Source organism: Pseudomonas sp. MWU12-2029 (genome assembly GCF_023242425.1).
GTDB classification, from domain to species: Bacteria; Pseudomonadota; Gammaproteobacteria; order Pseudomonadales; family Pseudomonadaceae; genus Aquipseudomonas; species Aquipseudomonas kribbensis.
In genome coordinates, this window is record NZ_JALJDY010000014.1 from 67,823 (window position 1) to 80,397 (window position 12,575).

Sequence of the window (12,575 nt, forward strand, 5' to 3'; positions counted from 1 at the left end):
CTTTATGAGAGAACACCCATGACTGCCGCCAAAGACCGCATTCTAGAGCTGCGCGCTGAACTCGATCAGCACAACTACCGTTACCACGTCCTCGATGAGCCGAGCATTCCGGATGCCGAGTACGACCGGTTGTTCCACGAGCTCAAGGCGCTGGAAGCGGCCAACCCGGAATTGATCACCAGCGACTCGCCGACCCAGCGCGTCGGCAGCGTGGCGCTGACCGCATTCACTCAGGTGCGTCACGAAGTGCCGATGCTAAGCCTCGGCAACGCCTTCGAAGAAACCGACATGCGCGAGTTCGACCGCCGGGTGACCGAAGGTCTGGACCTGCCGGCCGGTGATCTGTTCGGTGGTGGCGCGGCGGTGGAATACAGCTGCGAGCCGAAACTCGATGGCCTGGCCGTCAGCCTGTTGTATCAGGACGGCGTACTGGTGCGCGGCGCCACACGCGGCGACGGCACCACCGGTGAAGACATCAGCGTCAACGTGCGCACGGTGCGCAACATCCCGCTGAAGCTGCACGGCGAAGGCTGGCCGGCGACCCTGGAAGTGCGTGGCGAAGTGTTCATGTCCAAGGCCGGTTTCGAGCGTCTCAACGCCTCGCAACTGGAAGTCGGCGGCAAGACCTTCGCCAACCCGCGCAACGCGGCGGCCGGCAGCCTGCGTCAGCTGGATTCGAAGATTACCGCCAACCGCCCGCTGGAATTCTGTTGCTACGGCATCGGTCAGGTGTCCCACGATATTTCCGACACTCACATCGGCAACCTCAAGCAACTGCAAGCCTGGGGCATGCCGATCAGCCACGAATTGAAACTGGCCAAAGGCATTGGTGAATGCCTGGATTACTACCGCGATATCGGTGAGCGCCGTAACTCGCTGGCCTATGAAATCGACGGTGTGGTGTTCAAGGTCAACAGCATTGCCGACCAGCGCGAACTGGGCTTCCGCGCCCGCGAACCGCGCTGGGCCATTGCGCACAAGTTCCCGGCCATGGAAGAGCTCACCGAACTGCTCGACGTGGAATTCCAGGTCGGTCGTACCGGTGCCGTCACGCCAGTGGCGCGCTTGAAGCCAGTGAAGGTCGCAGGCGTCACAGTGGCCAACGCCACGCTGCACAACATGGACGAAGTCGCCCGGTTGGGCCTGATGATCGGCGACACGGTGATTATTCGCCGCGCCGGTGACGTGATTCCGCAAGTGGTGCAAGTGGTCATGGAACGCCGCCCGGAAGATGCGCGATCTGTGCAAATCCCTGAGAGCTGCCCGGTCTGCGGCTCCCATGTCGAGCGCACGCAACTGGTCAAACGCAGCAAGGGCAAGGAAACCATCAGCGAGGGCGCGGTGTATCGCTGCGTCGGCCGACTGGCCTGCGGTGCGCAACTGAAGCAGGCGATCATCCACTTCGTATCGCGCCGCGCAATGGACATCGAGGGCCTCGGTGACAAGAGCGTCGAGCAGTTGGTGGACGAAGGCCTGGTCAGTTCGCCGGCCGATCTTTATGCGCTGAAGTTCGATGACATCGTTGATCTGGAAGGCTTTGCCGAGGTGTCGAGCAACAAGCTGCTGGCCGCCATCGAAGACAGCAAGAAACCGGGGCTGGCGCGCTTCATCTATGCGCTGGGCATCCCGGATGTCGGCGAGGAGACGGCCAAGGTGCTGGCGCGCTCGCTGGGGTCGCTGGAGCGCGTCCAGCAAGCCTTGCCACAAGTGCTGACGTACCTGCCGGACATCGGCCTGGAAGTGGCGCACGAGATCCACAGCTTCTTTGAAGATGCGCACAACCAGCAGGTGATTACCGAATTGCTGGGCCATGGTTTGCAGATTCAGGATCAGGGCGAACTGGGCGCCGAGTTTGCCGCGAGCACCACGCTGGGCGGTTTCCTCGACAAGCTGCATATTCCTTCGGTGGGGCCGGGCGGGGCGCAGAAACTGGCAGACAAGTTCGAAACGCTGGAAGGGGTGATGAACGCTGACTGGTTGGACATGCGCCAGGCATTGCCGGAGAAACAGGCGAACTCGGTGCGTGAGTTTTTCGAACTGCCCGAGCATCGGAAACTGGCGGAAAGTGCCGAGAAACAACTGCGTGATTTCGGCATGCACTGGCAGAGCGAAAAGAAAGTCGTCGAAGGCCTGCCGCTGGCCGGGGAGACCTGGGTGTTGACCGGCAAGGTCGAGCTGATGAGCCGCGACGTCGCCAAGGAGCACCTGGAAAGCCTCGGCGCCAAAGTCGCCGGTTCCGTGTCGGCCAAGACTCATTGCGTGGTCGCGGGGCCAGGCGCCGGGTCGAAACTGACCAAGGCTAACGAGCTGGGCGTGAAGGTCATGGACGAAGAGGCGTTTATCGCGTTCCTGAAAGGGCACGGTATTTCCGCCTGACGCAACGCGCGGGAACGATCGACTCGCGGGAATGATCTAGTCTTGGCAAGCCCCAGGGAGAGATCGCCATGTACCGCTTTTTCGAGCAGCTCAGTTCCCGCATCGTCGCGCCGTTCATGGGCGAATCCTCGCGCAACAGCAAAGTCTGGCCGTGCCGCTGCGGCCAGTCGCTGTTCTTTCGCAACAGCCAGTGTCTGGCCTGCAACGCAGCGCTGGGTTATCAACCGGAACACAGTCGGCTGACCTCGCTGCAACCGGGGCCACAAGAGGGCACGTGGACGCTCGACGTCGATCCCGAAGCCGGACTGTTCCGGCGCTGCGCCAACCTCAACACACCGGCCGCCTGCAACTGGCTGCTGCCCGCCAACGATCACGACACGCTGTGCGCGGCCTGTGATCTGAATCGCACCATTCCCGATCTGTCCGTCCCGGAAAACCCCGAACGCTGGCGCAAGGTGGAAATCGCCAAGCGGCGACTGGTGGCTCAACTGATCAGCCTCGGCTTGCCGGTCATCCCGAAAACCGTCGATGAAGACACCGGTCTGGCGTTCGATTTCATCGGCGTCGATCTGGAAGGCAATGCACCGATGACCGGCCACGCCAACGGCCTGATCACCCTCGATATTGCAGAAGCCGACGACGCCCACCGCGAACAGGTGCGGGCGCAGATGCACGAACCCTATCGCACGCTGCTCGGGCATTTTCGCCATGAGGTCGGGCATTACTACTGGGATCGACTGATCGACAACGGCCCTTGGCTGGGTTCGTTCCGCAACCTGTTCGGCGACGAACGCGCCAGTTATGCCGAGGCGCTGGAGCGGCATTATCAACAGGGTGCGCCGGCGGACTGGTCGCAGCATTACGTCAGCGCCTACGCCACTATGCACCCGTGGGAAGACTGGGCGGAAACCTGGGCCCATTACCTGCACATGATGGACGCGGTGGACACGGCGCTGGGTTTCGGCATGAGCGCCCGGGAGATGGATCTGGATTACCAGCCGTTTCCGTCGAGCACGCTGTACGACCCCGAGCATCCTGGCGGCGCGGCGTTCCTGTCGTTCGTCAACGCGTGGATCGAACTGGCCGGCATGCTCAACGAACTGTCGCGCAGCATGGGCCAGCCGGATTTCTATCCTTTCGTGCTGCCGCCTGCGGCGATCGCCAAGCTGCACTTCATTCATCTGGTGATCCAGCAAGAGGGCGGCCGGGCGGACGAGGTGCTGCAGGCTCAATAGCAAGTGCTTGAAGCCCTTCATATTTTTAATCTGCAACCAGCGGTTGTAACTTCGTCTCAGATAGGTACAATGGCGCGGCTCGCCGACAGGTGAGTGTCGTTATGGTGACCCTATCGGTCCCCCCGCAACGATTACCCGTGAACCTGGTCAGAGCCGGAAGGCAGCAGCCACAGCGGGAACATTGTGTGCCGGGGTGTGGCTGGTAGGGTTACCACCTTAACGAACCTCGAACGAATCAACGCCGAACTGCATGGGTTTCGCCCACTGCGGTTTTTTTATGCCTGCGATTTGGCGGTTCGTCCCCAAACCCTCTGCTAGCAACGGCGTCGACGCGGGGTAATCATTTCCCTTGCGATCCCGCATACTCGCCACAACCGAAATAAATGAAGAGTCTGGCCAGTATCGACCTTGTAAGGTCTGGGCCCTGGCCGCGAGGTTTTATGCTCCCGGAACATTCCGATCTATCCAGCCCCGTGTTCTTGCCCGTCACGGATGAAACCTGCGCGAACCTGTTGCAGGCGAGTGGCACCAAAGCCCTCGAAGCCCTGACCGATCCAGAGTTGGCGGCAGTGCTGGTCATCCAGAATCTGGTGCAGACGACAGAGCAGGATCTCGGCGCCGTGGCGGCAGAAAAGATTCTGGCCAAGCTCTTGTCCTGGGCTGCCGAAAAGCGGCAGTCAACAACGGCGGGCCTGCTGTCGGAAGCGCAACGACTGTTCGATCCGCGCAAATTGTATTTCGGCCTGAAGGTCCTCCAACCGCTGAACCTGCGTTTTCTGCTGCCCGAAGAAGTGTCCGCACGCGACTATTTGTTGCCCGATGGTCAGTGGGATTTCGAATACAAGGTTCGGCGCCATCGCAGCCATGACCCGTTCAGTCAGCCGATCGTGACGCCCCGGCAGCGCGAGCGCTGGTTGAGCCCGGCACAGGACAAACTGGTCAGGACCTTCCGCGCCAATCTGGACGAAGACCTCCACGTTCAAGGTTACGCGGGGATCGGCAAAAGCCATCTATTGGTAGCGTTGCTGGAACACCTGCGGCCGGAGAAAACCCTGTTGCTGGCGCGCACCCCGGCCAAGCTGGAAGTGCTTCGCCAGCGCATGGTGGGGCCGGGCGAGAAAAAGGCCGGCAAGACCTTCCTGGCGTTTGCGCAGTCGCTGATGCTCGGTCGCAGGCCTCAGGCGGAGGGGGGGCGAATCCCGACCCGGCAGGCGCTGGCGCAGGAACTGAACATCTACGGTTTTCGCCACCACGACGGGCAGGCGACCCTTGAACTTTGCCTGAAGGTGATCGAACGCTACTGCCGCTTCCGAGATCACACCTTTTCCGCGAAGCATCTGCCGCATTTCAACCAGCCGCTCTCCAGCGTGGACGCGCAAGTGTTGCTGGAGTATTCGAGCCGGGTGTGGGGCTACCTCGAGCTCAATCCGGCGTGGGGCAGCCAGACCGGTTTCGAAGCGCTGCTGATGATCAAACGGGCCTGCATTGCCGGTTGCGTGGTGCCGGCGCGCTACACGCACGTGCTGATCGACGAGAGCCAGGACATTCCCGGCTCGCTGTTGCAGATCATCGAACGCGGCCGCCAGGTGCTGATCACCCTCGGCGACGAGTATCAACAGGCCAGCGGCGTGCCGGTCAAGCGGCACCGTGAAGTTCGCCAAAGCGATATCAGCTATTCCGTGCGCTCGGGCCGCAACGTCGAACGGCTGGTCAACCCGCTTATCGCCCGGCACTCGCAGAAGGGCAAGATTCCGTTCGAAGGTGCCAGTGACGCCGACGTCGTCATCAAGGAATACCCGGAAGGTTTTGTGCCGTCCGAGGGTTGCGTGGTGCTGACGGCATCGCCGTGGGACACCATGATCTGGGCCATCCACCTGCACGATTCCAACTGCAAGTTCAGATTCCCGGACAAGCGAACCCAGGATGACCTGAAGCATTTCATGGCCACCGCCATCGAACTGTTCAAGCCGGACTTCTACCGCTCCGAATTCAACGAAAACGGCGTGCATCCGTACTTCAGCGACCTGCCTGACTGGCAAGCGGTGTGCGACGCCAACCGGTTCGACGAATCGTTTCTGCGGGTCAGGGCCAAGCTGGAAAACGGCTTCATGATCGCCGACCTGACACGCCTGAACCGAATGATCGACAACACTGGCAACGGCTGCATGCTGATGCTGGCGGAAGAGGCAGGGGGCATGGAGTTTGACAAGGTTCTGCTGACGCCGGGGTTGCTGACAAACGAGAAATTCAAAGATGCCTACGCGTTCGATCAAAGGATCTGCGCCGTGTACATCGCCATCTCCCGCGCCAGGCTGAAGCTTTACGTGCCGTACGATGTAGTTGCTTGGGTCGAGTATCACGAGTACCAGAAATTCCGCGATACGGCGGGGCATTGATCGAGCGATTCAAAGGCTCATGGGGCGCTTTCGGGGGTACCGGTATACAACCGAATAATGTCATCAATCTCCCCCGACATCTTCATCTGCAGCAGCGTCCTCAGTATCCGCTGCACCGGCACTTTCGGATCGTTGCGCACGTAGCAGCCGACCTGCTGCTCCTGCAATACCGCCACCCCTTGCAGTTGCTGCCCCGGCAGCAGGCGCTGGTTGAACCAGTCCAGGGTCCATTGATTGCTCACGGCGTAGCGGTAGCGACCGGCCAGGAGTTTTTCCAGCACCTGTTCCTGGTTGCGCGCGTCTTCGCGCCATAAGCGGTCGGCGTCGAACAGCGGTTGCAGCGTGGGGTAGCTGTAGCCGAGCACGGTGCCGATCGACTGGCGGGGCAGGTGGGCCGGATCGACGCTGGAGGGTTGATCCTGGCGGCTGATCAGCAGATCGCGCTGGAAAAAAAGCGGAATGCTCCAGATGTAATCGCCGGACTGGTTCGGCAGCCAGGATTGCGCGGCATAACAGCGCACGTCGACTTCACCGTGTTCCATGGCGCTCTGCACGCGGGTGCGGGGCAGGACGTGAAATTCTGCCGGCACGCCGACCTGAGTCGCCAGGCTGAGCATCATGTCGTAAAGAATGCCCTGTGCCGGTCGGCCGCGTTCGTATTGCACCAGCGGCATCGCCCAGCTGTCGGCCATGGAAAAGCGCAGCGGCGGCTGTGCGGCCATCGCGTTCAGGCTGATTCCCAGTATTGCCCCCACGGCCCACCGCATAAATGCTCCGGTAATTCCCGTTCCCGTGCCGACAAATGCCTCCGCCCATGCAGCTTAGCCAGAATAGAAGAGCGCACCGGATGCAATTTTGCCCTTGCTCCGCTAGCATTAGCCGCTTCTGCTTCCTTTGCCGCGACGGTTTTCGATGAGTTATCAGGTTCTTGCACGTAAATGGCGTCCGCGCTCGTTCCGCGAAATGGTCGGCCAGACCCATGTGCTCAAGGCTCTGATCAATGCCTTGGACAGCCAGCGCCTGCACCACGCCTACCTGTTCACCGGGACGCGGGGCGTCGGCAAGACGACGATTGCGCGGATCATCGCCAAATGTCTGAACTGTGAAACAGGTATCACTTCAAGCCCCTGCGGCGAGTGTTCGGTGTGCCGCGAGATCGATGAAGGCCGCTTCGTCGACCTGATCGAGATCGACGCCGCGAGCCGGACCAAGGTCGAGGACACCCGCGAGCTGCTCGACAACGTGCAGTACGCCCCGAGCCGCGGGCGCTTCAAGGTCTACCTGATCGACGAAGTGCACATGCTCTCCAGCCATTCCTTCAATGCGCTGCTGAAAACCCTCGAAGAGCCGCCGCCCTACGTCAAATTCATCCTGGCGACCACCGACCCGCAGAAACTTCCGGCAACGATTTTGTCGCGATGCCTGCAGTTCTCCCTGAAGAACATGACACCGGAGCGTGTGGTCGAGCATTTGACCCACGTCCTGACCGCCGAAAACGTACCGTTCGAAGACGACGCGCTGTGGCTGCTCGGCCGCGCGGCCGACGGTTCGATGCGCGACGCCATGAGCCTGACCGACCAGGCTATCGCCTTCGGTGAAGGCAAGGTTCTGGCCACCGACGTACGGGCGATGCTCGGCACGCTGGACCACGGTCAGGTCTATGACGTATTGCATTCCTTGATCGAAGGCGACGCCAAGGCGTTGCTCGAAGCCGTACGCCACCTGGCCGAACAGGGCCCGGACTGGAACGGCGTGCTCTCGGAAATTCTCAACGTGCTGCACCGCGTCGCCATCGCCCAGGCCCTGCCGGAAGGTGTCGACAACGGCCACGGCGACCGTGACCGGGTGCTGGCACTGGCCCAGGCCTTGCCGGCCGAAGACGTGCAGTTCTACTACCAGATGGGCCTGATCGGCCGCCGCGACCTGCCGCTGGCGCCGGACCCACGAGGCGGTTTCGAAATGGTCCTGCTGCGGATGCTGGCCTTCCGGCCGGCGGACACGGCGGACGCCCCGAGGCAACCGCTAAAGCCAGTGGGGATCAGCCAGGCCACAGTTGATTCCGCAAACTCAGTGGCTGCCGCGCCGAAACCTGCGCCGGTAGTTGCTGCGGCTGTTGCACCGGCTCCGGTGGTTGCACCTGCACCTGCTCCCGAGCCTGCACCGGTAGCCCCGGTGATTGCGCGTGAACCCGTATCTGAGCCAGAGCCCGAGCCGGTCGCTGTCGAAGAAGTCGTCGATCTGCCGTGGAATGACCCGGTAGAACCGGCGCCTGTACAGCAGCCAGCGGTCGAGCCAGTGCTGGAGACCACCGCCGAGCAGCCGGACCTGCCACCGATGCCGCTGCCGACCCCGGACAGCGTCGTGCCGGATGCGCCTGAATGGGCCGCTGCGCCGATCCCCGAGCCGTCCGTGGCCGAAGTCGATGCCTTCACGCCAGGCATGGACATGGATGACGAGCCGCCGCTGGACGAGGACTACATCGAGCCGGACATGGATTCGGCCTACAGTTACCTCGATGATCTGGCCAGCGAGCACGCCGCAGAACCGGCCCCCGAACCCGAGCCGGAACCCGCCGCCGCGCCGGCCACCGGTCTGGCCCTGCAATGGCTGGAGCTGTTCCCGAAACTGCCGATTTCCGGCATGACCGGCAGCATCGCCGCCAACTGCACGCTGATCGCGGTCGATGGCGACAACTGGCTGATGCACCTGGACCCGGCCCACAGCGCCTTGTTCAACGCCACTCAGCAGCGCCGTCTGAACGATGCCTTGAACCAGTATCACGGTCGTACGCTGAACCTGAGCATGGAGCTGATCAAGCCCGAGCAGGAAACCCCGGCCCAGGCGGCATCCCGGTGCCGTGCCAACCGTCAGCGCGAGGCGGAGGAGTCGATCCACGGCGATCCGTTCATCCAGCAGATGGTTCAGCAGTTCGGTGCGGTCGTGCGACACGATACTATTGAACCTGTCGACGCCCTGGTCAGTCAGGGCTAATAACTGAAGGCGTTCGGCGCAAGTCGCCGGGCGCTGTATTGATCCAAGTACTTTTGAGGTGATTACCATGATGAAAGGTGGCATGGCCGGCCTGATGAAGCAGGCGCAGCAGATGCAGGAAAAAATGGCCAAGATGCAGGAAGAGCTGGCCAACGCAGAAGTCACCGGCAAGGCCGGCGGCGATCTGGTCACCGTGGTGATGACCGGCCGTCATGACGTGAAAAAAGTCAGCATCGACCCTAGCGTGCTGCCGGGTCTGGACGAAGACGACCGTGAAGTGGTCGAGGATCTGGTGGCTGCAGCCGTCAACGCCGCCGTGCGTCAGATCGAAGCCAACAGCCAGGCAAAAATGGGCAGCATGACCGCTGGCATGAACCTGCCGGCCGGTATGAAACTGCCGTTCTGATTCGCCTTCGGGTGGCAGATGAGCTACAAAAAATGCCAGGCATCGCGCCTGGCATTTTCGTTTCTGGCTGACGAAACATCGAACGCGCAATAGCTGCAACGGTCTGCTCCCTATACCGACGAATTCACTATTCACAGGAGACGCTGACATGTCCGACCCTCTGACTCTCAACCAACGCTTCGTGCTGGCCTCGCGGCCGGTGGGCGCGCCGACGCCCGAGAACTTCCGTCTGGAGCGCGAAGCGCTGCCGGATCTTGAGGACGGCCAGTTGCTGCTCAAGACCCTTTACCTGTCGCTCGATCCCTACATGCGCGGGCGCATGAGCGACGCTCCGTCCTACGCGGCGCCGGTACAAATCGGCGAGGTGATGACCGGCGGGGCTGTCAGCCGGGTCGAGCAATCGCGTCATCCGAAATTCCAGGTCGGCGATCTGGTGGTCGGCGCTACGGGCTGGCAAAGCCATAGCCTCAGCGACGGTCGCAACATCATCCCGATTCCGTCGGGTCTGCCGAGCCCGTCGATGGCCCTTGGTGTGCTGGGCATGCCGGGCATGACGGCTTACATGGGTCTGATGGACATCGGTCAACCGAAGGCAGGGGAAACACTGGTAGTCGCTGCTGCGTCGGGCGCGGTAGGCTCGGTGGTCGGTCAGGTCGCCAAGATCAAAGGCCTGCGTGCCGTCGGCGTGGCCGGTGGTGCCGAGAAATGCAAATACGTGGTCGAGGAACTGGGTTTCGACGCCTGTATCGATCACAAGGCGCCGGACTTCGCCGAACAACTGGCCAAGGCCTGTCCGAAAGGCATCGACATCTATTATGAAAACGTCGGCGGCCATGTCTTCGATGCGGTCGTGCCGCTGCTCAATCCCAAGGCGCGGATCCCGTTGTGCGGCCTGATTGCCGGCTACAACGCCACTGAAGTGCCGAAAGGCCCGGATCGCTTGCCGATGTTGCAACGCACCTTGTTGACCAAGCGTGTACGCATTCAGGGCTTCATCGTGTTCGACGACTACGGCGACCGTCAGCCGGAATTCATCAGCGCCATGGTGCCGTGGGTGCGCGAGGGCAAGGTGAAATTTCGCGAAGACGTGGTCGACGGCCTGGAGCAGGCGCCGCAAGCGTTTATCGGTCTGCTGGAGGGGCGTAACTTCGGCAAACTGGTGGTGCGGGTCGCCCAGGACTGAGGATTTGACGCTGGCCGGAGGCGCGGGTATAAACCGCGTCTCGTTGTTTTGTCGGACTTTTTCCCCATGAGCTTCAGCCCTTTGATTCGCCAACTGATCGACGCCCTGCGAATTCTGCCGGGCGTGGGTCAGAAAACTGCCCAGCGTATGGCGTTGCAGTTGCTCGAACGTGACCGCAGCGGCGGTACGCGCCTGGCCCAGGCCTTGAGCCAGGCCATGGAAGGGGTCGGACACTGCCGCCAGTGCCGCACGCTGACCGAAGACGATCTGTGCCCGCAATGCGCCGACACGCGCCGTGACGACACGTTGCTGTGCGTGGTGGAAGGGCCGATGGATGTTTATGCGGTCGAGCAGACCGGGTTCCGTGGTCGCTACTTCGTGCTCAAGGGGCACCTGTCGCCGCTGGACGGCCTGGGCCCGGAAGCCATCGGCATTCCGCAACTTATGGCGCGGATCGAAGAGGCGGGCACCTTCACCGAAGTCATCCTCGCCACCAACCCGACCGTGGAAGGTGAAGCGACCGCGCATTACATCGCGCAACTGCTCAACAACAAAGGCCTGATCGCCTCACGTATCGCTCACGGCGTGCCGTTGGGCGGCGAACTGGAGCTGGTGGACGGCGGCACGCTGGCGCACTCGTTTGCCGGGCGCAAGCCGATTTCTCTCTGAGCCGCACAATCCTGTTGAAAACCAAGCAAGCGCTCGGTTAAGTTCGGCGAACCCTTCCATGGAGTTCGCCGATGCCCGCCTTCCAGGAATACTTCGACCCCAGCCACCAAATGGTCCGCGACAGCGTCAGACGTTTCGTCGAGCGCGAGATCCTGCCGGACATCGATGCGTGGGAAGAAGCCGAAAGCTTCCCCCGTGAGCTGTACCTCAAGGCCGGTGCGGCCGGCATCCTCGGCATCGGTTATCCCGAAGCGCTGGGCGGCAGCCACGAAGGTGATCTGTTCGCCAAGATCGCTGCCAGCGAAGAACTGATGCGTTGTGGCTCCGGCGGACTGGTGGCCGGGCTCGGCTCGCTGGATATCGGCTTGCCGCCCATCGTCAAATGGGCCCGGCCCGAAGTCCGTGAACGTGTCGTCCCCCAAGTGCTCAGCGGCGAGAAAATCAGCGCGCTGGCGGTGACCGAGCCGGGCGGCGGTTCCGACGTCGCCAACCTGCAAACCCGCGCCGTACGCGACGGCGATCACTACAGGGTCAGCGGCAGCAAAACCTTCATCACCAGTGGCGTACGCGCGGATTACTACACTGTTGCGGTGCGTACCGGTGCGCCGGGTTTTAGCGGCATCAGCCTGCTGCTGATCGAGAAGGGCACGCCGGGTTTCACCGTCGGCCGGCAGTTGAAGAAAATGGGCTGGTGGGCGTCGGACACCGCTGAATTGTTCTTCGACGATTGCCGGGTGCCTGTGGGAAACCTGATCGGCGCGGAGAACATGGGGTTTGCCTGCATCATGGGCAACTTCCAGAGCGAGCGTCTGGCGTTGGCATTGATGGCCAACATGACCGCACAACTGGCGCTGGAAGAGAGCCTGAAGTGGGCGAAGGAGCGTCAAGCGTTCGGCAAACCCATCGGCAAGTTCCAGGTGATCAAGCATCGCCTCGCGGAGATGGCCACGGCGCTCGAAGTCTCACGGGAGTTCACCTACCGGCAGGCGACGAAGATGGCGGCGGGGCAGAGCGTGATCAAGGAAATCTCCATGGCCAAGAACTTCGCCACGGACACCTCGGACCGCATCACCAACGAAGCGGTGCAGATTCTCGGCGGGCTGGGTTACATGCGCGAAAGCCTGGTGGAGCGGCTGTATCGGGATAACCGCATTTTGTCGATTGGCGGCGGGACGCGGGAAGTGATGAACGAAATCATCAGCAAGCAGATGGGGCTTTGATCCTGGGTGTTGCGGCTGGCCCCATCGCGGGCAAGCCCGCTCCCACAGTTATCTCGGTCGTTCACAAATATTGTGTACCCCCAAAAAACTGTGGGAGCT

9 protein-coding genes and 1 other RNA gene are annotated in these 12,575 nt (G+C 61.9%); 9 read left to right on the forward strand and 1 reads right to left on the reverse strand.

The window, feature by feature from the left end:
- Nucleotides 1–18: 18 nt before the first annotated feature.
- The 4 genes from ligA (at nucleotide 19) to M5B44_RS26695 (ending at nucleotide 6,007) form a co-directional block, all read left to right on the forward strand.
- A complete protein-coding gene (gene ligA / locus M5B44_RS26680; protein WP_248741060.1) occupies nucleotides 19–2,376 on the forward strand; it encodes an NAD-dependent DNA ligase LigA in 2,358 nt (785 codons plus the stop codon).
- A 68-nt stretch (nucleotides 2,377–2,444) separates the two neighbouring features.
- On the forward strand, nucleotides 2,445–3,611 hold the full coding sequence (locus tag M5B44_RS26685) for a putative zinc-binding metallopeptidase (protein ID WP_248741061.1): 1,167 nt from the start codon (nucleotides 2,445–2,447) through the stop codon (nucleotides 3,609–3,611).
- A gap of 111 nt (nucleotides 3,612–3,722) precedes the next feature.
- Nucleotides 3,723–3,819: signal recognition particle sRNA small type (gene ffs, locus M5B44_RS26690), an RNA gene on the forward strand.
- A 232-nt stretch (nucleotides 3,820–4,051) separates the two neighbouring features.
- Entirely contained in the window at nucleotides 4,052–6,007 is a 1,956-nt protein-coding gene (locus M5B44_RS26695) for a hypothetical protein (protein ID WP_248741062.1), read from the forward strand.
- A gap of 17 nt (nucleotides 6,008–6,024) precedes the next feature.
- Here M5B44_RS26695 and M5B44_RS26700 read toward each other — a convergent pair whose 3' ends face one another.
- Nucleotides 6,025–6,774: a substrate-binding periplasmic protein gene (locus M5B44_RS26700; protein WP_248741063.1), complete on the reverse strand. Its 750-nt coding sequence runs from the start codon at nucleotides 6,772–6,774 to the stop codon at nucleotides 6,025–6,027.
- 145 nt (nucleotides 6,775–6,919) lie between these two features.
- Between M5B44_RS26700 and dnaX the strand changes: the two genes are divergently transcribed.
- The 5 genes from dnaX (at nucleotide 6,920) to M5B44_RS26725 (ending at nucleotide 12,476) form a co-directional block, all read left to right on the forward strand.
- The gene (dnaX, locus tag M5B44_RS26705; protein WP_248741064.1) at nucleotides 6,920–8,998 is read left to right on the forward strand and encodes a DNA polymerase III subunit gamma/tau; all 2,079 of its coding nucleotides are present in this window, start codon (nucleotides 6,920–6,922) and stop codon (nucleotides 8,996–8,998) included.
- 67 nt (nucleotides 8,999–9,065) lie between these two features.
- Nucleotides 9,066–9,404 (forward strand): YbaB/EbfC family nucleoid-associated protein, encoded by a 339-nt coding sequence (locus tag M5B44_RS26710; RefSeq protein WP_007951650.1) that lies wholly within the window; start codon nucleotides 9,066–9,068, stop codon nucleotides 9,402–9,404.
- A gap of 148 nt (nucleotides 9,405–9,552) precedes the next feature.
- Nucleotides 9,553–10,587 carry an NADP-dependent oxidoreductase gene (locus M5B44_RS26715; protein ID WP_248741065.1) on the forward strand — a complete coding sequence of 345 codons (1,035 nt, stop codon included), beginning with the start codon at nucleotides 9,553–9,555 and terminating at the stop codon, nucleotides 10,585–10,587.
- Between the two features lie 66 nt (nucleotides 10,588–10,653).
- Nucleotides 10,654–11,256, forward strand: a complete 603-nt coding sequence (gene recR, locus M5B44_RS26720; RefSeq protein ID WP_085711931.1) for a recombination mediator RecR — start codon at nucleotides 10,654–10,656, stop codon at nucleotides 11,254–11,256.
- 71 nt (nucleotides 11,257–11,327) lie between these two features.
- Nucleotides 11,328–12,476: an acyl-CoA dehydrogenase family protein gene (locus tag M5B44_RS26725; RefSeq protein WP_248741066.1), complete on the forward strand. Its 1,149-nt coding sequence runs from the start codon at nucleotides 11,328–11,330 to the stop codon at nucleotides 12,474–12,476.
- Nucleotides 12,477–12,575: the final 99 nt, after the last annotated feature.